Raw genomic sequence first — 25,172 nt, 5'->3', positions numbered from 1 at the left:
GTGGACCCGCCAAGGAAAATTGCATGTACGTGCTGTGTGGATGGGACGGGCTTACCAGCCTTCTTTCAACATCCGCAGTTCCAGATGCTGCAACAGCATGATGGTCTTGCCATCCACGATCTCGCCACTTTGCACCATCGCCAAGGCTTGTTCGAAACCCAGCTCCAGCACTTCGATGTCTTCGCCCTCTTCTTCCAGGCCACCGCCGCTGCCAACCTGATCGGCCGGCTGGTATTGGCCGATAAAGAAGTGAATCCGCTCGGTCACCGAGCCGGGACTCATGAATGCCGCGTAGATTTTCTCGACGTGCCCGACGCGATAACCGGTCTCTTCTTCGGCTTCCAAGCGAATGCGTTCTTCGGGGCTGGCGTTGTCGAGCAGGCCGGCCGCCGCTTCGATCAGGTAACCGTGGTAGTCGTTGACGAACGTGGGCATGCGGAACTGGCGAATCAGCAACACCGTGCGTTGCGCGCGGTTGTACAACAGGATGGTGGCGCCATTGCCACGGTCGTACACCTCACGGGTCTGGGCCTGCCAGCTACCATCGCGGCGGCGCAGGTCGAAGCTGTATTTCTTGAGGTTGTACCAGTTGTCCGAAAGGGTCTCTTCGGCGGTGATGCGTACGGGGCTGCTGTCCATGGTCGGGCCTTTGCTCAAAGGAGCAGGAGCATGTCGCGCAGAGAGCGACAGCGTCAAGCCGCACAACGGTGGTCGAAATAATTCCTGCCGGCGCGGGGCTTCTGGTAAAAACCCTGCTTCACCTTTTGACCGGGAACGCTCATGTCGTCTCGTTTGCTGTCTCGCCTGGGCCTGCGCTGGTTTCCCCTGCTGTGCATGGCGTTGTTGATCGTGGGTCTGCCGGTGGGGTGCAGCATCTTGCAGCACAAAGAGCGCGAGCTGGTGTTTCGCATCGAGCCGGGCACCGCCAGTTGGTACAGCGGCCTGCCCAAGGCGGTGCAGGAATTCGAACTCAAGCCGGCCAGCTTCAAAGCCGGGCAGAACATCCATGCCTGGTGGTACCCGGCGGCCAGCAAGAATGCGCCGGCGATCCTCTACCTGCATGGCGTGCGCTGGAATCTGACCGGGCAACTGTTTCGCATCGAGCAACTGCATGCCCTGGGCTTTTCGGTGCTGGCCATCGACTACCGGGGCTTCGGCAAAAGTCACGGCGACTTGCCGTCGGAAACCACGGTATACGAAGACGCGCGCATCGCCTGGGAGCGCTTTCAGGTGCTGCAACCCGACCCACAAAAACGCCTGATCTACGGGCATTCCCTCGGCGGCGCGGTGGCCATCGACCTGGCGGCGGAATTGGGTCAGCAATCGCCGGTGCCGGTGCGTGGCCTGGTGATCGAATCCACTTTTACTTCCCTTGCCGATGTGGCCACGGCGGTGGCTAATACCTCGTTGCCGGTGCGCTGGCTGCTGTCGCAGAAATTCGATTCCATCGACAAGATCGCCGATATCCGCATGCCGTTGTTGGTGGTGCATGGCCTGGACGACCGCTACGTTCCGCCGCGTTTCAGCCAGCAATTGTTTGCCGCTGCCCAAGAGCCCAAACGCTTGTTGCTGGTGCCCGGTGCCAGCCACAACAACAGCATGAGCCTGGCCGGTCGCACGTATCGCCAGGCACTCGATCAACTGATGCAATCTAAGGTTCAGACGCAAGCCATCACACACTCCACAAGCCGCGACGGCGACTCGTAAAACGCTTTTCGGCACTGGTTTCGATCGGGCCTGTCAAGCGCAAACCCTGGCCATGCTGGGCCAAACCTTAAGTTGATCAAATATTGATCTTGGGCGAAATCACCAACCCCGCCGGGGCCCGGCAAAGTTATCCACAGAGATACCCACGGTTTTCGTGGACAACTCTTTTTATTTTTTTACGATTTTTTGTGCGGCGGGTCGCGCCTTGAATGGGCGCCGCCGCTAAACCGCCCCGATTCCACACAGCGGCTTCGGGGCGGTCAAACGAGAGGGTGAAAGTCAAGTATTGCGTTCAACAGGGCCGGCGATTAATCTCGCATAAACCCGCAAAAAAGCGCACAAACATGCAAAACACCCACGCCGCCATCGACCTCCCCTCGTTACGCAAACAAAAGATCCTGTTGCTGCTGGAGCGCGACGGCAAAGTCACCGCAGCCGAACTGGTCGAACACTTTGCGGTGTCCTCGGACACCATCCGCCGCGACCTCGGCGAACTGGCCGCCGCCGGCCTATTGCAGCGTGTACACGGTGGCGCCCTGCCCCGGCCTAAAGACACCGGTAAGGATTTTTTTACCCGGGTCGGTGAGACCGATGCGGTCAAGCGGCACCTGGCCCAACTGGCCGCCGAACGCGTCGAGGACGGGCAGATCGTGATGTTCGATTCCGGCTCCACCACGCTGCAGATCGCCCGCTCACTGCCGCTGTCGCTCCGCCTTACGGTGGTGACGGCATCGCCGATGATTGCCATCGCCCTGGCGGACCACCCGGACGTCAAGGTGATCCTCGCCGGCGGCCAACTCAACCCGGCCACCCTCTCCACCCACGGCCACGACACCGTGCGCTTGATCCAAAGCATCAAGGCCGATCTGCTGTTTACCGGGGTCTGCGCGCTGCACCCACAGGTGGGCATGACGTCGCTGCATTTCGATGAAGTGGCGGTCAAGCAAGCGTTGCTCGACAGCGCCTCCCAGGTGGTGGCGGTGACCATGGCCGACAAACTCGGCGCCGTGGAGCCCTTCGTGGTGGCGCCGTGCAGCCGAATCCACAGCCTGATCACCGAGTGGCATGCGCCGGATATCGCGGCGTATGAACAGTTGGGGCTAGAAGTGCTGCGGGTGGATGTCTAGCCACGGCAGCGTGGGTTTGCCCTATGACTCTGCGTGCGCCTTCGCGTAATCAATGGCCAATTGGACATCGGTGATTTTTTCGGCCTCCTCGTCCGGAATTTCAATTTCGAACTCGTCTTCCAGGGCCATCACCAGTTCCACCGTATCCAAGGAATCGGCGCCCAAATCGTCCACGAAAGAACTCTCGTTCTTGATATCGGCTTCAGCAACGCCTAGCTGGTCGGCGACGATTTTCTTCACTCGCTGTTCGATGTCACTCATTTGAATATCCTCACTTGGTGACCTTGGAGCCGAGCGTTTCATTGGGCGCCAGCACACCGGTTGCATGCAGCAAGTTGTTCACGGCATGCAGCACACCGAGGTCTTCAAGCGTCGCAGTTTTGTTCAGGATACGCCGCAGACAGGCATAGATTTTCAGCTCGCCGAAGGCCGCGTCGTCATAGCGCACCCGCTCGTTGAGGATGATGTTGGCTTTTTGGTCGATCTTGATTTGGAGGAACTTCTTCAATTCGGATTTAGTCATGGCCGCTCTCCCGGCTGGGCATGTGTACGCCTTTGACTATATCCATCGGATACAAAGCGGCTACTGTCAGATCTGACAGGTGTATAGATCGATTGGCAATGAACCCAAGCCATTCACCCGTTAGAGCGTGCTAAACCCCGCCAGCTGCTGCTCCAGCAGGTACAACGCATCGTCCAGCGCCCGGCCGCTGGCGGTGTTGTCGAAGATGCACCAGGTGGGGATGCCTTGCTCGATGGACTGCAGCAACTGCCGGGCATACGCCTGCACCCGTGCGGGGCCATAGGCGCTGTGGTAAATGCGCGGGGAGCCGTGCAGGCGCCAATAGCGCACGCCGTGCCAGCCGGCGGGCAGGTGGCCGCCCTCAATTACCGCAGGGTCGGCGGCGACCCGGCCGATATGCAAATCCTGCAACAACCCTTCAGCCTCAAGCCAGCTGGCATGCCGCGGTTCCAGCACCACGGCGCCCAGATAGCGTTGGCGCAAGGCGCGGAAAAACACCGCAGCGGTCACGGGCTCGTACGCTAATGACGGAGGCAATTGCACCAGCAGGCAGCCTAGGGAGTCGCCCAATCGCTGACACTGCGCTAGAAACTCATCCAGCGCGGTTTCGCAGTGCGCCAGTCGCAACTCATGGGTGATGAGCTTGGGCATTTTCACTGAGAACCGAAAAGTCGACGGTACCGACTGTGCCCAGCGCGCGTAGGTCGTGGGCAAGTGAGCGCGGTAAAACGAACTGTTGATTTCCACCGCATTGAAGCGCGAGGCATAGCGCTGCAAATGCGTGCCCTCTGCGTCGAATGCCGGCCAGTGTTCGCGCGGCAGGCTCCAGCCTGCGCAACCGATGTACAAGGGTGCGGCCCAAACAGCAGCCGCGCGGCCGGCGTCGTCAGCCATGGCTTGAATGCTCCGCTCAGTGGCTCAATTTGCGCTCGGCCTTGGCGGCTTGTTCGTTGATCGCATCGGTCTGGCGCTCGGTGTCTTTGATCGAGGTGGGAGTGAGCACCTTGTCAACGGTTTCGGTGTTGGGGTTCGGGCGCTCCAGGGTCTGGCCTTTGACAGGATTGTCGGTGCCTTTTTGCGCCTCTTCGGAGCTGACGGGGGTGGGGGTTTTATCGGCGCTCTTGTGCTCGGTCACGGGGCATTCTCCTAGTAATTGACGCGCCGCCATCACACGGCGGGCTCATTCAGCAGAGCCCTGGGCTTTTCGATAGTTCAAGGAATTTGCCGCGGCCACCGCTGGCGAAAAAAGCACAAAAAAATTTAAACCTTTTGCCCCAGTGCCGGCTCAACACCCAGGTAGCGACATCACGTCATTCACAAGGAGAGACACCATGACTACCAAGCTGATGAAACAAATGGGCCTGACTTTCGCACTGGTTGCCGGTTCGATGTCCGCAGCCTTCGCGGCCACCTCCAACGACTTCGTAGATAAGGCCGCACAGAGCGGCATCACCGAAGTCGAGGCCGGCAAACTGGCCCTGCAAAAAAGCAGCTCGGCCGACGTGAAAACCTTCGCCCAGCACATGGTCGATGACCACACCAAAGCCAACCAGGAACTGATGGCCCTGGCCAAGAAGCATGATCTGGAAGTGCCGGACGACGCCGCACTGATGGACAAGGCCAAGAAAGCCATCCTGGAAATGCGCGATGAGTCCTTCGACAAGGCCTATGCCAACAACCAGGTCAACGCCCACGAAGAAGCCGTGGAACTGTTCAAGAAAGAGTCGACCTCTTCGGACAACGCCGAGCTGAAAGCTTTCGCCACCGAGAAGCTGCCGACCCTGGAAAAACACCTGCAAATGGCCAAAGAGCTGCAAAGCAAGTACGCCAAGTAATTCGCCCGATCGCGCCCCTGCGTCAGATGACGCGGGGGCATTCGTGACGCCAACAACCCTTCGCACAGGAGACACTCGATCATGAGCACCCACCTCAACGGTAAGCACATCCTGATCATCACCTCCAATACCGGTATCGAACGCGACGAACTGGTCAAGCCGCTGGAAGCGTTGCGCGGTTTCGGCGCCAATGTGACCCATGCGTCCAGCAAGGGCGGCACCACCCAGACGTTCGTGGGCGACACCGAAAAGGACAAGACCGTGGAATCCGATGTGCAACTGTCGGACGTGGTCGGCAGCGACTTCGATGCCTTGGTGATTCCCGGCGGCACCGTCAACGCAGACACCCTACGCCAGGACGCGGCCGCGCTGCGCCTGATCAAAGAATTCGCCGATGCCGGCAAAACTATCGCCGCGATCTGCCACGGCCCATGGGCCTTGATCGACGCAGGCGTGATCAAAGGCAAGACCCTCACCTCCTACAAGAGCGTACGCATCGACCTGGAAAATGCCGGTGCCGCCGGTTGGGTGGATGAGCCGGTCAAGCAATGCCAGGCCAATGGCTGGACCTTGATCACCTCGCGCACGCCGGACGATCTGCCAGCATTCAATGACGCGATTGCCAAGGCCCTCGCCGGCTGATCCGCGAGCCCGTAAACAAAACAGGCGCCCCGAGGGGCGCCTGTTTGCTGTCTGAGCCATGCCTCAGTGTTTACCTTGCTCCGGCATCTCTCGCTTGGGCCCGAACATCGCCCAGGCAATCAGACCCAGCAGCGGCACAAAGATCAGGATGATCAGCCACAACCCCTTGGTCTCCCAGCCACTGGTGCTGCGCAATACGGCGTTGATCGCCCACAGTTCCAACAGCAGTACAACCACCGCCAACCCGATCCAGACATATTCTAATTGCATGTTTCACCTCCTGAGGTCTAAGGCTTAGGTCAACCCATTGCGCTCAGGGTTCCATCGGATTTGCGCAAGTGTCGCAAACAGCCTGCCCAAGGCCGGCTTAATGCAATGTAGTGGATAGGCAACCATGCAAGCTGCACGACATCAGCATTCACATAAATCCAATAAGTTATTGATATTTAAATTATTTATTTATAACCAAGAGTTGGTACGGCGGATGCAACACCCCATAGGACGAGGCGCGCACTTCGACGTGCCCGAACCCTATCCGTGAGGTTTCACCATGAATGCCATCGACCTGCTCAAAGCCGACCATGAACGCGTCAAGACACTGCTGACCCAACTAAGCGAATCCACCGAGCGCGGCGTTAAAAAGCGCACTGAGCTGCTGGCCAAGCTCGAAATGGAAATTACCCTGCACACCAAGCTTGAAGAAGAGATTCTCTACCCGGCCTTCCGCAAAGCCGGCGGCAAAGAGCAGGACATCATGTACCACGAAGCCAAGGAAGAGCACCGCACCGTCGACAGCCTGGTTCTGCCCGACCTGAAGAAGACCGAGCCGTCCAGCACTGAGTTTTCCGGCCGCGTCAAAGTGGTCAAGGAACTGCTGGAGCACCACATCGAAGAGGAGGAAACCGAAATGTTCCCCCAAGCCCGCAAGCTGCTGGGCAAGGCACAACTGGAAGAACTCGGTGCCGAAATGGAGGCCATGAAGGCCGCGTATAAAAAAACCATGGCCAAGCCGATGGCGGCTTAAAAGCTGGCCGGACCACGGGCACGCTCCGGCTGCCCGGGGTTTGTGCAATGACATAAGGGGATTGCGTCATGAAGACCACCACGTCCCGAAGGATCGTACTTACCGCTTGCCTGACGGCGCTGCTGGCTGGGCCTGTCTTTGCGGCATTCGGCGATAACAGCGGTGCCGCAGGTTCCGCACTGCCGCCGGGTACTTACCCCAGCAGCCCTTCAGACAGCAGCCAGAAAACCGACAACAGCACGCAGAAACAACAGCCCGCGAAAAAAGCCCCCAGACCCAAACCCGCTAAACCCTCCAAAGAGCGCAGAGACACACCTCGATCAGGCAGCTGATGGCTTATCCACGGGGGGTGGCTGTGTAGTCACGCCCCAATCACCATGCTCGTACCAGTCGTCGCCGAGCATCTCGGCGGGGTGCATGGTGCGATCGGCACCGTTGCCACAGGCCAAATCAGTGGCGGCGCAGTAACGGTCGCAGCCCCAGCAGATTCGCTCAGGGTGCTTAGGGTGCAACGGAAACGGCTTGGCCATGACGAGTTCCTTATCAACGCGCGGTAGCCTCACCGTAACGCGTGAAGTGGCGGCTGACCTTGATCGGCATCAAGCCTGGCCAAGATGAAATATCCTCGAAACTTGACAAGAATCATTATTATCTGCGCCGCACCTTCCTAGACTCGGGCCCTCCCCCCTCACCCGTCAGGAAGTTTTCATGCGAACCCTCTCTCTGCTGCCGCTGGCCCTGCTGCTGTCCACCTCTGCCGCACTGGCCAAGGAATACCCGATTGGCGAACCGCAACACTGCCCGGGGTTGGAAATCGGCGCCGTGTACCTGCAACCGATCGAAATGGCGCCTACCGGCATGATGCGCGCCACCGTCGACTCCGACGTGCATTTGGAGGCCGATGTGCGCGCCACGGCGGACAACGCCCAAGGCTTTCAGGAAGGCAGTTTCGTGCCATACCTGAACCTATCTTTCACCTTGAAAAAGCAAGGCAGCGACACGCCGATCAGCGGCGACTTCCACGCCATGGTTGCCAATGACGGCCCGCACTACGGCGATAACGTCAAGCTACAAGGCCCCGGCAAATACACCCTCACCTTCAGCGTGCTGCCGCCCACCGGCCCTCATTCGTTGGGTCGCCACACCGACAAGGAAACCGGGGTTGCGCCGTGGTTCGAGCGTTGCGAAGTGCACTACGAATTCGTCTACGCCGGCATCGGCAAGAAAGGCGGTTATTGATGCGCCGCGCCTTGCTGCTGGGTGGCCTGCTGCTCGGCGGCGCGGCCGCCGCGGCGCCGTTGCCCACCTATGAGTTGAGCTTGCGCGATGGGCACTTCACGCCGTCGCAACTGGTGGTCAAGGCCGGTGAGCGCTTCAAGATCGTGCTCACCAATGCCGGCCAGGGCCCGGCCGAATTCGAAAGCACGCCGTTGCGCGTGGAGAAGGTGTTATCGCCCGGCGTCACCACCTTTGTGGTGATCCACCCGCTCAAACCCGGCGAATACCCGTTCTTCGACGAGTTCAACCCACAGCTGCCCGAAGGCAGCCTCCTCGCTCAATAACCGCCGGAGCTGTTGATGAATCAAGCGATGTTCATTGTGTGGCGCGAAAGCGTCGAAGCGCTGTTGGTGATCGGCATCCTGCAAGCCTGGATCAGCCAGCAGGCCGGTCGCTCGCGCCTGGCACGTTTTCTGTGGGCCGGGGTGCTGCTCGGTCTGTTGTGCTCGGCGGGCCTGGCCGGGCTGATGCTGTGGGCCGCAGAAACCATGACCGGCGCCGAAGGCGAATGGCTGCAAGCCCTGCTGACCTTGGTCGCCAGCGCTCTGATGGTGCAGATGGTGTTCTGGATGCATCGCCACGGCCCCACCCTTCGCCACAGCCTGTTACGCGACGCCGACCAGCGCCTGGCACGCCAGGGCGGCTGGGGCTTGTTGCTGCTGGCGTTGCTGGCGGTGAGCCGCGAGGGCAGCGAAACCGTAGTGTTCCTGTATGGCGCCGGCGCGCGTTTGCACGACACGGCCCTGAGCCTGTTCGCCATTGGCGGCGTGCTCGGCCTGGTGCTGGCCGGTCTCACGGTGCTGCTGTTGCGCAGCAGCCGCCGCGTACTGTCGTGGGCGCACTTTTTTGCCCTCAGCGAAGCCTTGCTGTTGCTGCTGGGCGGCGCGTTGCTGGTGGCTGCCGTGGACCGTATCAGCGGGCAGCTGCTGGCAATGGACCTGCCGGACTGGGTCTACACGGCCTTCGGTGAGAGCCGCTGGGACAGCAGCGCACTGCTCAGCGACAGCCATGGCGTGGGCGCCCTGCTCGCCGATTTCGCCGGCTACCGCGCCGCGCCCAGCCTGATCACCCTGGTGGCGCTGCTCGGCTACTGGCTGTGGGTGAGCCACGGCCTGCGCCGGTCGCGGCACGCGGCATGAGTTGGCTGGCCCGTCTGGGCGATGGCATGCGCCGCCATGCGCGGCTGATCCGTGCGCTGCAATGGGCGGTGGTCGTGGTCTACGCGCTGCTGCTGGTGGTGCCGGCGCTGCTGCCGCTGCCTGACACTCAGGCGCACCTGGTGAACAACCTGACCCTGCTGGCGCAATTTATGTTCTGGGGCGTGTGGTGGCCGTTCGTGTTGCTGTCGATGGTGATGTTCGGGCGCCTGTGGTGCGGCGTGCTGTGCCCGGAAGGCGCTCTAAGCGAATGGGCCAGCCAGCACGGACGCGGCCTGGGCATTCCGCGCTGGCTGCGCTGGGGCGGCTGGCCCACCGTGGGCTTTTGCCTGACCACCCTGTATGGGCAATTGATCAGCGTATACGACTACGCCCAGGCAGCATTGCTGATTCTTGGCGGCTCCACCGTAGCGGCCGTCGTGGTGGGCCTTTTGTTCGTGCGCGGCAAGCGTGTGTGGTGCCGCTACCTGTGCCCGGTGAGCGGCGTATTCGCCCTGCTCGCGCGCCTGGCGCCGGTGCGCTTTGCGGTGGACGAGCAACGCTGGAAGGCCAACACCGCGCCGCGCCTGCCCCTGCCCAACTGCGCGCCGCTGCTGGACATCCGCCGCCTGCAAGGCGCCAGCGAGTGCCACGCCTGCGGGCGCTGCAGTGGGCAACGCAGCGCCGTGCAACTGATCGCACGCTCGTGCAACGAGGAAATCCTCCAGGCCCGTCATCAAACTGCCTCGGTATGGGACGCGCGCCTGCTGCTGTTCGGCGTGATCGGCCTGGCCATGGGTGCGTTTCAATGGACCGTCAGCCCGTGGTTTATCGCCCTCAAACAACACCTGGCCGAATGGCTGGTGGTACACGATTGGCTATGGCCGCTGCAAGACACCGCGCCATGGTGGCTGCTGACCCACTACCCGCAGCTCAACGACAGTTTCAGTTGGCTGGATGGGATGTGCATCGTGCTGTACCTGGGCGCCAGCTCACTGCTGCTGGGTGGCGCATGCTGGGTGCTGATGAAATTCAGCGCACGTGTTGCGGGCGACCGCGCACTGTTTCGGCCCCTTGCCCTGACACTGACGCCACTCGGTGGTGCGGGGTTGTTTCTCGGCTTATCGGCGACCACGGTGAAGTTATTGCGCTACGAAGGGCTGGTGTTGGCCTGGGTGCAAACGGCGCGCGGGGCCCTGTTGGTGGCGGCTGTTGGATGGTGTGTCTGGTTGGGATGGCGGCAACTGAGCGGCCTACCGCGCAAGGCACGAATGGCGGCATGGATGGGTGTCTTGACGGCTGCCGGCATGGTCGCAGGCGCATGGTGGTTACAGTTCTGGGGCTGGGCTTGACCGCGACTTGCCTGATGCAAGGCGGTCCATTGTGGGAAAATGACGGCGGGTCAGCAACAGATGCGTCGACTGACACTCCCACATCGGGGGCAAGCCCCCTCCCACCTTTGATTGCATTGCCTGGGCTGGATCATACGGCGCACTGCCGCACAGTTCGCGGCATGCCAATCCAAACAGCTTCCCAAGCATTAACTGAAAAAACCGGCTCAAACTGTGGGAGGGGGCTTGCCCCCGATGGCGGCGGGTCAGCAACACATGTGTCAAATGACACTCCCACATCGGGGGCAAGCCCCCTCCCACCTTTGATTGCATTGCCTGGGCTGGATAATACGACGCACTGCCGCGCAGTTCGCGACAGGCCGATCCAAACGGCTTCCCCAGTATTAACTGAAAAAACTCGCTCAAACTGTGGGAGGGGGCTTGCCCCCGATGACGGCCGGTCAGCAACACATGTGTCAACTGACACTCCCACATCGGGGGCAAGCCCCCTCCCACCTTTGATTGCATTGCCTGGGCTGGATAATACGGCGCACTGCCGCACAGTTCGCGGCATGCCAATCCAAACAGCTTCCCAAGCATTAACTGAAAAAACCGGCTCAAACTGTGGGAGGGGGCTTGCCCCCGATGGCGGCCGGTCAGCAACACATGTGTCAACTGACACGCCCACATCGGGGGCAAGCCCCCTCCCACCTTTGATTGCATTGCCTGGGCTGGATCATACGGCGCACTGCCGCACAGTTCGCGGCATGCCAATCCAAACAGCTTCCCAAGCATTAACTGAAAAAACCGGCTCAAACTGTGGGAGGGGGCTTGCCCCCGATGACGGCGGGTCAGACAACACATGCATCAACTGACACTCCCACATCGGGGGCAAGCCCCCTCCCACCTTTGATTGCATTGCCTGGGCTGGATCATACGGCGCGCTGCCGTACAGTTCGCGGCATGCCAATCCAAACAGCTTCCCAAGCATTAACTGAAAAAACCGGCTCAAACTGTGGGAGGGGGCTTGCCCCCTCCCACCTTTGATTGCATTGCCTGGGCCAGGTCATACGGCGCACTGCCGTGCAGTTCGCGAAAGGCCGACCCAAACTGTTAACTGAAAGAACCCGCTCAAAAGGTGGGATTCTGGTAGCGGCCTAGACCTTGAACCGCCCCACCATCTGGTGCAAATCCCCGGCCATGCCTGCCAGTTCCTGCCCTGCCGTCTGTGTATGAATAGCCCCCTGCAACACCTGCTGCGACAGGGTTCGAATGCCCACCAGGTTGCGATCCACCTCCCGCGCCACCAGCGCCTGTTCCTCGGTGGCGCTGGCAATCAGCATATTGCGCTCGTTGATCTGGGAAATAGACCGGGTGATTTCTTCCAGCGCCTGCCCCGAGCGCTGGGCCACGCCCAAAGTTGCCTGCACCCGTTCGCTGCTGTCGTGCATGGCCGCCACGGCGTGTTCGCTGTCCTGGCGGATGGCGCCGATCATCTGTTCGATTTCCTGGGTCGACACCTGGGTGCGATGGGCCAGCGCGCGCACTTCATCGGCCACCACCGCAAAACCACGCCCGGCGTCGCCCGCGCGGGCGGCTTCGATGGCGGCATTCAAGGCCAGCAGGTTGGTCTGATCGGCGATGCTGCGGATCACATCGAGCACGCTGCTGATGTCTTGCACGCGCCCAGCCAGTTGTTGGATACGCTCGGAGGTTTCCACCACGCCGTTGGCCAGGGTGTTGATCGAGGCCACGGTTTCCTGGACCTGGGCCTGGCCGCGCTGGGCGGTCTGTTCCGACAGGCGCGAGGCTTCGCTGGTGCTCACCGCGTTACGCGCCACCTCGTCCACAGCGGCGGTCATTTCGTTCACGGCGGTAGCGGCCTGCTCAATCTCCTGGCCCTGCAACTGCAAGCTGCCGCTGGTCTGGGTGCTGACCGCGCTGAGTTGCTCCGAGGAACTGGCCACGCCGTCCACCGACGTTGCGATATGACGCACCATCTGCTGGAGGTTCCGCTGCATGTGATGCAGATTGCGCATCACGCTGCCCTCCGCGCTGTCACCCACCGGCACCACGATAGTCAGGTCACCGCCGGCGATATGACTCAACACCCGCGCCGCCTCATCCGGCTCGCCGCCCAAGGGCCGCAGCACACTGCGGGTGACCAACACCGCCGCCGCCACTACCCGCGCCAGGCACAGCATAAAGAGGCCGATCATGGTGCGCCGGGCGTCGTCGTAGAGAGCCTGCGCCACCTGCTGGCGCTCGGCAAACACGCGCCCCTGTAACGCCATCAAGGCGTCCAGGCTTTTGAACACCTCCAGCTCCGCCGGCATCACCTGCTGCTTGAGCTGCGCCAAGCCCTGGTCACGGGCGCCCTGCTTGATCAGCGCTTGCACTTGGGTGAACGCCGCCACGTAGGCTTCGCGATGGGTTTTCAAACGGGCGTAGGCGGCCTTGCCTTCGGCGGTATCGAGCAGCGGTTCGAGGGTGGCGAACGCCTCGGTGATGCGTTGGCGCGTGGTGCCGATGGCTGCCTGGGCCTGTTGGTTATCTTGGTCGATCAACAGGTCGCGGGTGTTGCGCCCGTTGTCCCGCACGCCAGTGGCGATCACCATGATCGGCGCGATCTTCGGCCAGTCCTGCTGCACGATCTGGTCGGCCTGTTGCTTGAGGGTTGCCAGGTCGTGCAAGGCATAGAACACCAGACCGATCAGCGCCAGAGGCGCAATCGCAAAGCCAATGACAATACGGCGTGCGGTGGTTAAGTGGATCATCTGAACATTCCTTGATGAAGGCCTGCCCACGGGGGGCAGCATCGATAAAAAATCCTGTGGAGGGCTCACCCTCGCAACACAAACGCCGGAAACAACTCGCGCATCCGCGCCCACAACTCCGGCAGCGCCGTTTGTATCGGCGCGCACGCCAACTGTGTATCGAGCATGGTGGCGGTACGGACTATCTGCACGGCGAAGCGCTTCACGCCACTGGCTTGCAAACGCTGGGCCAGGCGCAACAGGCGTGGCGGGTCGATCAGGTGCCAGTGCACCGTGGTGCGGCATTCGTAGTCGACGCCGCTGGCCAGCAAGGCGTCGAGGCTGTGCCAGTTGGCGGCGCCGCTGCCCTTGACCTGGGTGATGGATTGGCAGTCTTCGGCCAATGCCTTGACATCGAACCCGACCCAATCGGCATGGGCCAGCGCATTGGCAAAGCTGGCGGGTTTGATGCCGGCGCTGTGCAGGCCGATGCGAAAACCCATCTCGCGCACTTCGTCCATGGCCGCCGGCAGGCCTTCCTGCAGCGTCGGTTCGCCGCCGCTGAACACCACCGCGTCGAGCAGATCCTGACGCCGCTGCAAAAACAGCAAAACCCGGCGCCAATCCACCTCTGCGCTACCGCGCGGTGGGATCAAGTCCGGGTTATGGCAATAACGACAGCGCCAGGCGCAGCCTTGGCAGAACAGCACGCAGGCGAGCATACCGGGGTAGTCGAGGGTGGTCAGGGGCACCAGGCCCCCGACCCGTAGTGCTCGCGTCATTGGCGCCCAGCCGCGGCAGCCGTTTCGGTGAAGTGCACGCGCTCCTTATGCTCGGATTGCTTGCCGGGGTTGAACGCCGACACGGGCCGGTGATAGCCCATGACGCGGGTCCAGACTTCACAGCGTTGACGTTGGGGTTGCGCAGTTTGCATGGTGAGTCTCCTTGGGGGATCAAACGTAGCCGAGGGTTTCATCGCATTTGGGGCAGAACTCGTGTTCCCCCGCCAGGTAGCCGTGCACTGGGCAGATGGAAAAGGTCGGGGTAATCGTCAGGTACGGCAGATGGAAGCGTCCCAGGGCTTTACGCACCAATTGCTTGCAAGCCTGGGTCGAAGATATCTGCTCGGCCATGTACAGGTGCAGCACCGTGCCGCCGGTGTATTTGCATTGCAGTTCGTCTTGCAGTTCCAAGGCTTCAAACGGGTCTTGGGTAAAGCCCACGGGCAATTGCGAGGAGTTGGTGTAATACGGCGCGACGTCGCTGCCGGCTTGCAGAATGTCCGGGAAGCGTTTGCGGTCTTCCTTGGCGAAGCGGTAGGTGGTGCCTTCGGCCGGCGTCGCTTCGAGGTTGTAGAGATGGCCGGTTTCTTCCTGGAAGCGCAGCAATGTGGCGCGTACATGGTCGAGCAGCTTGAGGGCAAAGGCGCGCCCCTGTTCGGTGTGCATGCCCTGCTCGTCACCGCTGAAGTTGCGCAGCATCTCGTGCATGCCATTGAGGCCGATGGTGGAGAAGTGATTGCGCAAGGTCCCCAGGTAACGCTTGGTGTAGGGGTACAGGCCGGCGTCCATGTGGCGCTGGATGACCTTGCGCTTGACCTCAAGGCTTTCCATGGCCAGCTGCATCAGATGATCCAGGCGTTGCAGCAAGCCCGAGGTGTCGCCCTTGAACAGGTAGCCCAGGCGCGCGCAGTTGATCGTCACCACCCCGAGGCTGCCGGTTTGCTCTGCCGAACCGAACAAACCGCCACCGCGTTTGAGCAATTCACGCACGTCCAGTTGCAGGCGGCAGCACATCGAACGCACCTGATTGGGCTGCATATCGGAGTTGAGAAAGTTCTGGAAATACGGCAGCCCGTAGCGTGCGGTCATCTCGAACAGGCGGTCGGCGTTGGGGCTGTCCCACGGGAAATCATGGGTGATGTTGTAGGTGGGAATCGGAAACGTGAACACGCGCCCCTTGGCATCCCCGGCCTGCATCACCTCGATATAGGCACGGTTGATCAGCTCCATTTCCGCTTGCAGATCGCCGTAGGCAAATGGCATTTCTTCGCCACCGATCACCGGGATCTGCTCGCGCAGATCCTGCGGGCACACCCAGTCGAATGTCAGGTTGGTAAACGGCGTCTGCGTGCCCCATCGCGACGGTACGTTGAGGTTATAGATAAATTCCTGCAGCGCCTGGCGCACCTCGGGGTAGCTCAGTTGATCCTTGCGCACATAGGGCGCCAGGTAGGTGTCGAACGAGCTGAACGCTTGGGCGCCGGCCCATTCGTTCTGCAGGGTGCCGAGGAAGTTGACCATCTGCCCCAAGGCGCTGCTCAGGTGCTTGGGCGGCCCCGCCTCCACCCGGCCCGGCACGCCGTTGAGGCCTTCGTGCAGCAACGAGCGCAGCGACCAGCCGGCGCAGTAACCGGCAAGCATGTCCAGATCATGAATATGCAGATCCGCCTCGCGGTGCGCCTGGCCGATCTGCTGGCTGTAGACCTCATCCAACCAGTAATTGGCAGTGACCTTGCCCGCCACGTTCAACACCAGCCCGCCCAGGGAATAACCCTGGTTGGCATTGGCCTGCACGCGCCAGTCTTCGCGGTCGAGGTATTCGTTCATGGAGGTGGCGACTTCCACCAGGGTCTTGCGGTCGCGGCGCAGACGCCCGTGCTGCTCGCGATAGACGATATAGGCGCGCATCGACAGAAAGAAGCCGGCATCCATCAGCACCCGTTCGACACTGTCCTGGATCTGCTCGACGTCGAGCCGTTCGATACCGCGCAAACGCGCGAGCACGGCGCCCAATAGCAGGTCCACATCGGCGGGCTGATATTCGCCGGTGGCCGTGCCGGCCGCGATCAATGCCTGGCGGATTTTTTCGGCGTCGAAGGCGACCCGTGTGCCGTCGCGTTTGTGCAGGCGGGTGCTGACCAGCGGGGTGAGCGTGTTTGGCATTTCCGGGCTCCTGGCACTACATATAGATAAAATTATTCAACAAAACACTATATGAAGTGATATTACCCAGGAAGGCGGTGGTCACCCTTGATCGGCGTCAAGGTTTCTAGAAGGGGGGCATAGACACCCCTGGCACATCTGCGGGCGGCCCCAAGCCCCCTACCACCGTCCATCTCACCCGCCACTCATATTCATGAATCGCACCACCTGCACCTCACCGTCCCCGCTGAAATCATGCCGCAACGGCTTGCCCTTCAACCCTTGATGCAAGGCTGCGATCAACGGCCCATCCTCTAATGGATAGCGCCGCAGCAAGCTACGAAAATCCACGGCCTTGTCCTGCCCCAGGCACAGCAACAACTGCCCTTCGACGGTCATCCTGATCCGATTGCAGCTGCCGCAAAAGTTATGGGAATTGGGCGAGATAAAGCCGACCCGCGTCTGCGGATGTTGCACCAAGCGCACGTAGCGCGCCGGGCCGCCGCTGTTTTCCGTGCTGTCGAGCAGCCCATGTTCACGAGCGATCAGCGCGCGTACGTCGTCGCTGGCGCAGAAGCTCTCGCCGCGTGAGCGCCCCACATCGCCCAGGGGCATTTCCTCGATAAAACTGATGTCGATGCCCTGCTCGATGGCGTAGCGCACCAAGGCCGGCACTTCATCGAAGTTGCGCCCTTTCATCACCACGCAGTTGAGCTTGACCCGTTCGAAGCCGGCGTTCCGCGCGGCTTCGATACCGTCCAGCACCTGGCGCAGATCACCGTTGCGGGTGATTGCGCGAAAGCGTTGGGGGTCGAGGCTGTCGAGGCTGATATTCATGCGTTTGACGCCCGCCTCCACCAAGGGCCGGGCCAGCCTCGCCAGTTGTGAACCGTTGCTGGTCATCACCAATTCGCGAAGGCCCGGCAACGCGGCGATGCTGCGGCACAGGCCGACAATGCCCGGGCGAATCAACGGCTCACCGCCGGTCAGGCGAATCTTGCGCACGCCCTGGCCGACAAACAACGCGGCCAGGCGCTCCAGTTCTTCGAGGGTCAGCACCTGCTGGCGCGGCAGGAACGTCATGTTTTTCGCCATGCAGTACACACAGCGAAAATCACAACGGTCGGTCACCGACAACCGCAGGTAGTCAATCGAGCGGCCTACCCCATCCACCAGGCTCATGTCACTGCACCAACGGCGAGTCGGCGCCCTGCAGCGCGATGCCGCGAATGTCCGCCGCGCCGATCAGGGTTTGCAGGTACTGCACCAGCGCCTTCTGCCATACGCCCTGTTGCAGTTGGGTGCGAATCGCCGTGGCCACCGCTTCGTACGGCAGCGCCTGGCCTTCGATGCGCTGATCGACGCTGATCACGTGCCAGCCGTAGCGGCTTTCCAACGGTTTATCCGCCAGGCCCGGTGCCAGGGTGAACAGTTGGCGCTCCAGTTCGGGCACGGTCTGGCCTTTGCTGACCTGGCCCAGGGAGCCACCCTGTGCCTTGGACGGACACGCGGAGTACTTGAGCGCCAGCTCGGCGAAACTGCCGGGGTTCTGGGTCAGGCTCAGCAGCAGGACTTCGGCCTGCACATGGGCCAGGTGGCGGGCCTCAGCATCGTCCGGCGCGCATTCGAGCAGGATGTGCCGCACCGCCAGCAACGGCGCGCTGTGGAAGCGCCCGCGATTGTTCTCGAAGAAGCGCACGCAGGTGGCCTCGTCGCACTCGGGCACCTTCACTTCACGCTCCAGCAGCAGGCGCGTAGCCGCTTCTTCTGGGTTCTCGCCGGCGCCGATGCCCACCGCCAACCCCAGCGCGGCGATGCGCTGCTGCAACAGCTCGCGGATCACCAGCGCGCGGGCGGCCAGGTACACCGCCTCTTCGCGGCTTTGCGCCGGGTGATACTGCACCTCCAGGGCCATCGCCTCCGGCGTGATCGCCACGCCGTTGACGCTGATGATCGGCCATTGCTGTTCACTGCTGGCGATCAATTCAGGCTCCAACGCTACCGGGGCTTCAACCACCGGCTCCTTGGTCGCCGAACCGCAACCGCCGCTGCCAGCGTTACCGCCGCCACATCCGCATCCGCTAGTCATGGTGTGCTCCTCACTTCTGCCGCACGATTTGATAACGACGCCCCAGGTACCAGATCGGCGCGCTGACCATATGCACCAGACGGGTAAACGGGAACAGCACAAACAGGCTCAAGCCCAGCGCCACGTGCGCCTTGTAGATCAGCGACACCGGCGCGATCGACTCCGCCGCTTCAATCGGACGCAGCAGCACCACGTTCTGGGCCCAGTCGGCGAGCATCACCATCACCGAGCCGTCCATATGCCCAGTGGAGGCCACGATGGTCAGCAGCCCCAGCAGCAACTGCGCCAGCAACACCAGCAGGATCAGGATGTCGGAGGGGCTCGATGTGGCGCGCACCCGCGGATCGCCCAGGCGGCGCTTGACCAACATCAGCAGGCCCACCAGGCACAGCAGGCCGAAGAAGCCGCCGGACACCATCGCCAACAGTTGCTTGTGCTCGGTGCTGATCACATGGTGATAGACCGACGCCGGCGTCAGCAGGCCGACAAAGTGCCCGGCCAGCACGAACAGCACGCCGATATGGAAGAAGTTACTCGCCACGCGCATGCCCCGGTTATTGAGCATTTGGCTGGAGCCGGCCTTCCAGGTGTACTGCGACAAGTCGAACCGCGCCCAACTGCCCAACAGGCAGATCGCCAGGGCCACGTAGGGGTAGATCCCGAATACCAGCAAATTCCACTTAGACATTACCCACCTCCCCGGCGGGCACTGCGGCCCGGCCTTCTTGCTGAAAATCCACCCAATGCAACGGCACCGCGCTTTCTTCACGGGCTTTGCCCGGCGCGCTCGGCATCGCACTGCAACGGTCCTGTTGCTCGGCCTGCATAAAGTCCACGGCCTCTTCTTCCCAGACCTTGTCCAGGGCTTCGAGGGAGTCATCGCGCGGCTCGGCGGCCACCTGAGCGCGCAGTTCGGCCACGGCCTGGTGCGGCTCCGCGCCGGCGATCTGCAACAGCGCGCGCAAGCAACTGGCGTAGCCGCTCTCACGCTCCTCCAGCCGCGCAGCCAGCAAGGCCAGCAGGTGCGCCACATCCGCCAGGCCCTCGCGGGCCTCGATGTCTTCGCGGGTGGACAGGAACTCCAGGTACAGCGGGATATAGTCCGGCAGCTCCTTGACGCCGATGGCGAACCCGGCGGCTTCGTACTGGGCCATCATGTCGACCATGGCCTGGCCCCGGTCCCGGGACTCGCCGTGTACATGCTCGAACAACAACAGCGACAGCGAGCGACCACGGCCAAACAACGCGCCGTAGTGTTCCTGGCCATCCATCAGGTCATTGCCGCAGATCAGCTCCAGCAATTCGAACAGCGCGCCGCGTTGCTTGGGGCTGATTTCCCGTGCTTCGAGAATCGCTTGTTCCAGTTCGTCGCGGCCGTTCACCAAGGTCTCGGTGGGGTAGTCCAGCAGCAGCGAAATCACTTTAAGAATGCGCATGGCTCAGTCCTCCCAGATCTGGACGGTTTTCAGCACGTCGCGGCGGTTGGCCTTTTTGGCGCCGAACATATTGGTGTCGGAACTGCCGCTGCAGCCGCTGCCAAAGCTGAAACCACAGCCGGAGCGCTCGGCGAACGCGTCGCTCATGGCGTCTTCACGGTGGGCGCTGGGCACCACGAAACGGTCTTCGTAGTTGGCGATGGCCAGGTAGCGGTACATCTCTTCCACCTGCTCCACGCTCAGGTCGACGTCGCGCAGCACTTGCAAATCCTGCACGCCCTCGACCTGCTGGGAGCGCTTGTAGGCGCGCATCGCCAACAGGCGCTTGAGTGCGCGCTTGACCGGTTTTTCATCGCCGGCGGTGAGCATATTGGCCAGGTAGCGCAGCGGAATACGCAGGCTGTCCACATCCGGAATCACCCCATTCATGCCCACGGTGCCGGCGGCCGCAGCATTCTGGATCGGCGACAGCGGCGGCACGTACCAAACCATCGGCAAGGTGCGGTATTCCGGGTGCAGCGGCAGCGCGAGTTTCCAATCCACCGCCATTTTGTACACCGGCGAACGCTGGGCCGAGTCGATCACCGACTGCGGTACGCCATCGGCCAGGGCCTGGCGGATCACTGCCGGGTCATTTGGGTCGAGGAAGATTTCCAGCTGTTTTTGGTACAGGTCTTGCTCGTTGGCAGTGCTGGCCACTTCGCTGATGCGGTCGGCGTCGTACAGCAGCACCCCGAGGTAGCGGATGCGCCCCACGCAGGTTTCGGCGCACACGGTGGGCATGCCGGCTTCGATACGCGGGTAGCAGAAGATGCACTTCTCGGACTTGCCGCTTTTCCAGTTGAAGTAGATTTTCTTGTACGGGCAGCCGCTGATGCACATGCGCCAGCCCCGGCATTTTTCCTGGTCGATCAGCACGATGCCGTCTTCTTCGCGCTTGTAGATCGCGCCGCTGGGGCACGACGCCGCGCACGCCGGGTTGAGGCAGTGCTCGCACAGGCGCGGCAGGTACATCATGAAGGTGTTTTCGTACTCGCCATAAATATCGGCCTGGATCTGATCGAAGTTCTTGTCCTTGCGGCGCTTGGCGAACTCGGTGCCGAGGATTTCTTCCCAGTTGGGGCCCCACTCGATCTTTTCCATGCGCTTGCCCGACACCACCGAGCGCGGCCGCGCGGTGGGCTGGTGCTCACCCAACGGTGCGGTGTGCAGGTGCTGGTAATCGAAGTCGAACGGTTCGTAGTAGTCGTCCAGGCTCGGCAGGTCGGGGTTGGCGAAGATGTTCGCCAGCACCCTGAACTTACCGCCGATGCGCGGGTTGATCGAGCCGTTCGCATTGCGCACCCAGCCGCCCTTCCACTTGTCCTGGTTTTCCCACTCTTTGGGGTAGCCGATACCGGGCTTGGATTCGACGTTGTTGAACCAGGCGTACTCCATGCCTTCGCGGCTGGTCCACACGTTTTTGCAGGTGATCGAGCAGGTGTGGCAGCCGATGCATTTGTCCAGGTTCAGCACCATGCCGATCTGTGAGCGAATCTTCATCTCAGTTCTCCTCGATATCGGTCGGCAATGGGCGCGGCAGGTCATCGCCGCTGGAGCCATCGAGCCAGTCGACCTTGGCCATCTTGCGCACCACGACGAATTCGTCGCGGTTGCAACCGACCGTGCCGTAATAGTTGAAACCGTAGGCTTGCTGGGCGTAGCCGCCGATCATGTGGGTCGGCTTGAGCACCACGCGGGTCACCGAGTTGTGGTGGCCGCCACGGGTCTTGGTGGTTTCCGAACCCGGCACGTTCACGATGCGTTCCTGGGCGTGGTACATCATCACCATGCCTTCCTTGACGCGCTGGCTGACCACCGCGCGGGCGGTCAAGGCACCGTTGACGTTGAAGCATTCGATCCAGTCGTTGTCCTCGATGCCGGCGCGCTGGGCGTCGACTTCCGAGAGCCACACAATCGGGCCGCCACGGCTCAGGGTCAGCATCAGCAGGTTGTCGCTGTAGGTGCTGTGGATGCCCCACTTCTGGTGCGGGGTGATCCAGTTCAGCACGATCTCGGTTTCGCCATTGCTGCGCTTGCCTTTCACGCCGGCGATGGTGCGGGTGTTGACCGGTGGCCGGTAGCTCATCAGCTGCTCGCCGAAGGCCTGCATCCACGGGTGATCCTGGTAGAACTGCTGGCGGCCGGTGATGGTGCGCCATGGGATGTTTTCATGCACGTTGGTGTAGCCGGCGTTGTAGCTCACATGCTCGTCTTCCAGGCCCGACCAGGTAGGGCTGGAGATGATCTTGCGCGGCTGCGCCTGGATATCGCGGAAGCGGATCGCTTCGTGGGCCTTGGGCAGGGCCAGGTGGCTGTGGTCGATACCGGTGAATTCCGACAGCGCCGCCCAGGCCTTGACTGCCACATGGCCGTTGGTTTCCGGGGCCAATGACAGAATCACCTCGGCCGCGTCGATAGCCGTGTCGATCTTCGGCCGGCCGTGACTGACGCCGGCGTCGCCTTCGTGGTGGTTCAGCTCACCCAGAAACGCCACTTCATCGTCGGTGTTCCAGTTGATGCCCTTGCCGCCGTTGCCGAGCTTTTCCAGCATCGGGCCCAGGGACGTGAATTTCTTATAGATATTCGGGTAGTCGCGCTCCACCACCGCCATGTTCGGCGCGTTCTTGCCCGGCACCGGTGCCACCCCGGCGCTTTTCCAGTCGGTGCCGCCAAACGGCTGGGCCAGCTCGCCGACGCTGTCGTGCATCAGCGGTACTGTCACCAGGTCTTGCTCGACACCCAGGTGCCCGACGGCCATGGCCGAGAACGCCTTGGCGATGCCTTTGTAGATTTCCCAGTCCGAACGCGACTCCCACGCCGGGTCGATGGCTGCCGACAAGGGGTGGATAAACGGGTGCATGTCCGAGGTGTTCATGTCGTCTTTTTCGTACCAGGTGGCGGTCGGCAGGACGATGTCGGAATACACGCAGGTGGACGACATGCGGAAATCCAAAGTGGTCACCAGATCCAGCTTGCCGATGGCCCCGTCGTCGACCCACTCGGCTTCGGTGGGCTTGCTTTCGCCGCCAAACCCGATGTCTTCGTTCATCACGCCGTTCTTGGTGCCCAGCAGGTACTTGAGCATGTACTCGTGGCCCTTGCCTGAGGACCCGAGCAGGTTGGAGCGCCAGATAAACATGTTGCGCGGGAAGTTCACCGGGCTGTCCGGCTGCTCGCAGGCAAAGCGCAGGCTGCCGTCCTGCCAGGACTTGACCACATAGTCTTTGGGGTCCATGCCGGCGGCGGCGGCGTCACGGCAAATGTGCAGCGGGTTGGTGTTGAGCTGCGGCGCACTGGGCAACCAGCCGGCGCGTTCGGCGCGGATGTTGTAGTCCAAGGCATGGGTGGGGAACTGTGCTTTGTCGGCCAGGGGCGAGAGCACGTCGTGCATGTTCATCTTCTCGTGGCGCCACTGGGAGCTGTGGCCGTAGAAGAAGCTGGTGCCGTTCATCTGGCGTGGCGGGCGGCTCCAGTCCAGGCCGAAGGCCAGGGGCAGCCAGCCGCATTGCGGGCGCAGTTTTTCCTGGCCGACATAGTGGGCCCAGCCGCCGCCGGTCTGGCCGACGCAACCGCAGAGCATGAGCATATTGATCAGCCCGCGGTAGTTCATGTCCATGTGGTACCAGTGGTTCATCGCTGCGCCGACGATGATCATCGAACGCCCACGGGTTTTGTCGGCGTTGTCGGCGAACTCACGGGCGATCTGGATGGCTTTCTCGCGGCTGACCCCGGTGATCGCTTCCTGCCACGCGGGGGTGCCCGGTACGCTGGCGTCGTTGTAGTCCTTGGCCACATTGCTGCCGCCCAGGCCACGGTCGATGGCCAGGTTGGCCGCCGACAGGTCGAACACGGTGGCGACCTTGGCCACGCTGCCGTCGGCCAGGGTCACGCTGTGTACCGGTACGCGACGGAACTGCACGGCGTCGCCGGCCACATGCTGGAAATGCTCGTGGGCTTCGCCGGCAAAGTACGGGAACGCGACTTCGGCCACGTCGTCACCGATCAGGCTGAGCTTGAGGTCGATGGCGCGGCCTTCACCGCCCTCTTTGGCGAGGATGTTCCACTTGCCCTTCTCGCCCCAGCGGTAGCCGATGGCGCCTTGTGGCGAGACCAGCTCGCCGCTCGCGTCGAGGGCGATGGTTTTCCATTCCGGGTTGTTGTCCTGGCCGAGGTTGCCGGTGAGGTCCGAGGCGCGCAGGAAACGATCCGGCTGGAAGCCCGCGCCCGGCGCGAAGCCGCTCATGGGCTTGAGCATCACCAGCACCGGCAGGTCGGTGTAACGCTTGGCGTAGTCGGTGAAGTAGGCGCTCGGCTTGTCCAGGTGAAATTCTTTGAAGATCACATGGTTGAACGCCTGGGCCAGGGCGGCGTCGGTGCCTTGTTTGGGGTTGAGCCACAGGTCGGTGAGCTTGGCCACCTCCGAATAGTCCGGGGTGATAGCCACGGTCTTGGTGCCCTTGTAGCGCACCTCGGTGAAAAAGTGCGCGTCGGGGGTGCGGGTCTGCGGGACGTTGGAACCCCAGGCGATGATGTAGTTGGAGTTGTACCAGTCGGCCGATTCGGGCACGTCGGTCTGCTCGCCCCACACCATCGGCGAGGCCGGTGGCAGGTCGCAGTACCAGTCGTAGAAGCTCAGGCACACCCCGCCCAGCAGCGACAGGTAACGCGAACCGGCGGCATAGCTGACCATGGACATGGCCGGGATCGGCGAAAAGCCGACGATACGGTCCGGGCCGTATTGCTTGATGGTGTAGACGTTGGAGGCGGCGATGATCTCGTTGACCTCCTCCCAGTTCGAGCGGATGAAACCGCCCATGCCGCGCTTGCTTTTGTACGAGTCGGCCTTGGCCTTGTCCTCGACGATGCTCGCCCACGCCTCGACCGGTGGCAGGGTCAGGCGCGCTTCACGCCACAACTTGAGCAGCGGCTTGCGGATCTTCGGGTACTTGAGGCGGTTGGCGCTGTAGATGTACCAGCTGTAGCTGGCGCCGCGCGGGCAGCCGCGGGGCTCGTGGTTGGGCAGGTCGTTACGGGTGCGCGGGTAGTCGGTCTGCTGGGTTTCCCAAGTGATCAGGCCGTTCTTCACATAGATCTTCCACGAGCACGAACCGGTGCAGTTCACGCCATGGGTGGAGCGCACGATCTTGTCGTACTGCCAGCGCGAGCGGTAGACGTTTTCCCAGTCGCGGGACTCCTTGCGGGTCTCGCCGTGGCCCTCGGAGAATTCGTTTTGCTTGCGGTTGAAGAACCGCAATTGATCCAGTAAGTGACTCATGGTGCTTTCCTCATCAGGCGTGCCGTGGGGTGCGTTGCCCCGCGAAT

General features: G+C 62.0%; 26 protein-coding genes. 9 read left to right on the top strand and 17 right to left on the bottom strand.

The window, feature by feature from the left end:
• Positions 1-51: 51 nt before the first annotated feature.
• Positions 52-639 (bottom strand): NUDIX domain-containing protein, encoded by a 588-nt coding sequence (locus K1567_RS01605; RefSeq protein ID WP_034098401.1) that lies wholly within the window; start codon positions 637-639, stop codon positions 52-54.
• A 141-nt stretch (positions 640-780) separates the two neighbouring features.
• Here K1567_RS01605 and K1567_RS01600 point away from each other — a divergent pair, with 141 nt between their 5' ends.
• Positions 781-1,707: an alpha/beta hydrolase gene (locus tag K1567_RS01600; RefSeq protein WP_094066710.1), complete on the top strand. Its 927-nt coding sequence runs from the start codon at positions 781-783 to the stop codon at positions 1,705-1,707.
• A 344-nt stretch (positions 1,708-2,051) separates the two neighbouring features.
• On the top strand, positions 2,052-2,834 hold the full coding sequence (locus K1567_RS01595; RefSeq protein ID WP_220698032.1) for a DeoR/GlpR family DNA-binding transcription regulator: 783 nt from the start codon (positions 2,052-2,054) through the stop codon (positions 2,832-2,834).
• Positions 2,835-2,855: 21 nt separating this feature from the next.
• Here the strand turns inward: K1567_RS01595 and acpP are convergent, their stop codons facing one another.
• From acpP to K1567_RS01575, 4 genes are all read right to left on the bottom strand, one after another.
• The gene (gene acpP / locus K1567_RS01590; protein ID WP_047881815.1) at positions 2,856-3,095 is read right to left on the bottom strand and encodes an acyl carrier protein; all 240 of its coding nucleotides are present in this window, start codon (positions 3,093-3,095) and stop codon (positions 2,856-2,858) included.
• A gap of 10 nt (positions 3,096-3,105) precedes the next feature.
• On the bottom strand, positions 3,106-3,357 hold the full coding sequence (locus tag K1567_RS01585; RefSeq protein ID WP_034098407.1) for a hypothetical protein: 252 nt from the start codon (positions 3,355-3,357) through the stop codon (positions 3,106-3,108).
• A 120-nt stretch (positions 3,358-3,477) separates the two neighbouring features.
• Positions 3,478-4,251 carry a DUF72 domain-containing protein gene (locus K1567_RS01580; protein ID WP_220698031.1) on the bottom strand — a complete coding sequence of 258 codons (774 nt, stop codon included), beginning with the start codon at positions 4,249-4,251 and terminating at the stop codon, positions 3,478-3,480.
• Positions 4,252-4,267: 16 nt separating this feature from the next.
• Positions 4,268-4,492, bottom strand: coding sequence for a hypothetical protein (locus K1567_RS01575; protein ID WP_034098408.1), 225 nt, complete (start codon positions 4,490-4,492; stop codon positions 4,268-4,270).
• A 196-nt stretch (positions 4,493-4,688) separates the two neighbouring features.
• On the opposite strand from K1567_RS01575, the gene K1567_RS01570 reads away from it, so the two are divergent.
• Both K1567_RS01570 and K1567_RS01565 read left to right on the top strand, forming a co-directional pair.
• Positions 4,689-5,192 carry a DUF4142 domain-containing protein gene (locus K1567_RS01570; protein ID WP_034098409.1) on the top strand — a complete coding sequence of 168 codons (504 nt, stop codon included), beginning with the start codon at positions 4,689-4,691 and terminating at the stop codon, positions 5,190-5,192.
• A gap of 81 nt (positions 5,193-5,273) precedes the next feature.
• Positions 5,274-5,834 (top strand): type 1 glutamine amidotransferase domain-containing protein, encoded by a 561-nt coding sequence (locus tag K1567_RS01565; RefSeq protein WP_034114026.1) that lies wholly within the window; start codon positions 5,274-5,276, stop codon positions 5,832-5,834.
• Between the two features lie 63 nt (positions 5,835-5,897).
• On the opposite strand, the gene K1567_RS01560 is transcribed toward K1567_RS01565, so the two are convergent.
• A complete protein-coding gene (locus K1567_RS01560; RefSeq protein WP_034098413.1) occupies positions 5,898-6,104 on the bottom strand; it encodes a PLD nuclease N-terminal domain-containing protein in 207 nt (68 codons plus the stop codon).
• Between the two features lie 280 nt (positions 6,105-6,384).
• Here K1567_RS01560 and K1567_RS01555 point away from each other — a divergent pair, with 280 nt between their 5' ends.
• Entirely contained in the window at positions 6,385-6,858 is a 474-nt protein-coding gene (locus K1567_RS01555; protein WP_034098414.1) for a hemerythrin domain-containing protein, read from the top strand.
• A gap of 320 nt (positions 6,859-7,178) precedes the next feature.
• On the opposite strand, the gene K1567_RS01550 is transcribed toward K1567_RS01555, so the two are convergent.
• Positions 7,179-7,388, bottom strand: coding sequence for a DUF3079 domain-containing protein (locus K1567_RS01550; RefSeq protein WP_034114030.1), 210 nt, complete (start codon positions 7,386-7,388; stop codon positions 7,179-7,181).
• Positions 7,389-7,566: 178 nt separating this feature from the next.
• On the opposite strand from K1567_RS01550, the gene K1567_RS01545 reads away from it, so the two are divergent.
• The 4 genes from K1567_RS01545 to K1567_RS01530 are packed head-to-tail and all read left to right on the top strand — an operon-like array spanning position 7,567 to position 10,624.
• A complete protein-coding gene (locus tag K1567_RS01545; protein WP_034114031.1) occupies positions 7,567-8,097 on the top strand; it encodes an iron transporter in 531 nt (176 codons plus the stop codon).
• On the top strand, positions 8,097-8,420 hold the full coding sequence (locus tag K1567_RS01540; protein WP_034098419.1) for a cupredoxin domain-containing protein: 324 nt from the start codon (positions 8,097-8,099) through the stop codon (positions 8,418-8,420). Before K1567_RS01545 ends, K1567_RS01540 begins: the two co-directional genes overlap by 1 nt.
• Before the next feature lie 15 nt (positions 8,421-8,435).
• Positions 8,436-9,275 (top strand): FTR1 family protein, encoded by an 840-nt coding sequence (locus K1567_RS01535; RefSeq protein WP_169903144.1) that lies wholly within the window; start codon positions 8,436-8,438, stop codon positions 9,273-9,275.
• Positions 9,272-10,624 carry a 4Fe-4S binding protein gene (locus tag K1567_RS01530; protein ID WP_220698030.1) on the top strand — a complete coding sequence of 451 codons (1,353 nt, stop codon included), beginning with the start codon at positions 9,272-9,274 and terminating at the stop codon, positions 10,622-10,624. The genes K1567_RS01535 and K1567_RS01530 overlap by 4 nt, the downstream gene beginning before the upstream one ends.
• Positions 10,625-11,760: 1,136 nt before the next feature.
• Here K1567_RS01530 and K1567_RS01525 read toward each other — a convergent pair.
• From K1567_RS01525 to K1567_RS01480, 10 genes are all read right to left on the bottom strand, one after another.
• Positions 11,761-13,380, bottom strand: coding sequence for a methyl-accepting chemotaxis protein (locus K1567_RS01525; protein WP_220698029.1), 1,620 nt, complete (start codon positions 13,378-13,380; stop codon positions 11,761-11,763).
• 65 nt (positions 13,381-13,445) lie between these two features.
• Entirely contained in the window at positions 13,446-14,141 is a 696-nt protein-coding gene (locus tag K1567_RS01520; RefSeq protein ID WP_034138451.1) for an anaerobic ribonucleoside-triphosphate reductase activating protein, read from the bottom strand.
• Positions 14,138-14,293 carry an anaerobic ribonucleoside-triphosphate reductase gene (nrdD, locus tag K1567_RS01515; protein ID WP_034098430.1) on the bottom strand — a complete coding sequence of 52 codons (156 nt, stop codon included), beginning with the start codon at positions 14,291-14,293 and terminating at the stop codon, positions 14,138-14,140. Before nrdD ends, K1567_RS01520 begins: the two co-directional genes overlap by 4 nt.
• A gap of 19 nt (positions 14,294-14,312) precedes the next feature.
• Complete coding sequence (locus K1567_RS01510; RefSeq protein ID WP_034098432.1) at positions 14,313-16,304, bottom strand: ribonucleoside triphosphate reductase; 1,992 nt, start codon at positions 16,302-16,304, stop codon at positions 14,313-14,315.
• A 174-nt stretch (positions 16,305-16,478) separates the two neighbouring features.
• Complete coding sequence (gene moaA, locus K1567_RS01505; protein ID WP_047881820.1) at positions 16,479-17,465, bottom strand: GTP 3',8-cyclase MoaA; 987 nt, start codon at positions 17,463-17,465, stop codon at positions 16,479-16,481.
• A 1-nt stretch (position 17,466) separates the two neighbouring features.
• Entirely contained in the window at positions 17,467-18,372 is a 906-nt protein-coding gene (locus K1567_RS01500) for a peptidylprolyl isomerase (RefSeq protein WP_184336613.1), read from the bottom strand.
• Positions 18,373-18,382: 10 nt separating this feature from the next.
• On the bottom strand, positions 18,383-19,060 hold the full coding sequence (gene narI, locus K1567_RS01495; protein ID WP_034098438.1) for a respiratory nitrate reductase subunit gamma: 678 nt from the start codon (positions 19,058-19,060) through the stop codon (positions 18,383-18,385).
• Positions 19,053-19,808 carry a nitrate reductase molybdenum cofactor assembly chaperone gene (narJ, locus tag K1567_RS01490; protein WP_034098439.1) on the bottom strand — a complete coding sequence of 252 codons (756 nt, stop codon included), beginning with the start codon at positions 19,806-19,808 and terminating at the stop codon, positions 19,053-19,055. The genes narI and narJ overlap by 8 nt, the downstream gene beginning before the upstream one ends.
• Positions 19,809-19,811: 3 nt before the next feature.
• Complete coding sequence (gene narH, locus K1567_RS01485; protein ID WP_034098441.1) at positions 19,812-21,350, bottom strand: nitrate reductase subunit beta; 1,539 nt, start codon at positions 21,348-21,350, stop codon at positions 19,812-19,814.
• 1 nt (position 21,351) lies between these two features.
• Positions 21,352-25,125 (bottom strand): nitrate reductase subunit alpha, encoded by a 3,774-nt coding sequence (locus tag K1567_RS01480; protein ID WP_034114041.1) that lies wholly within the window; start codon positions 25,123-25,125, stop codon positions 21,352-21,354.
• Positions 25,126-25,172 lie beyond the last annotated feature (47 nt).

Source organism: Pseudomonas sp. S5F11 (genome assembly GCF_019641515.1).
Classification (GTDB): domain Bacteria; phylum Pseudomonadota; class Gammaproteobacteria; order Pseudomonadales; family Pseudomonadaceae; genus Aquipseudomonas; species Aquipseudomonas rhodesiae.
This window is presented reverse-complemented; position numbering and strand designations above follow the sequence as displayed.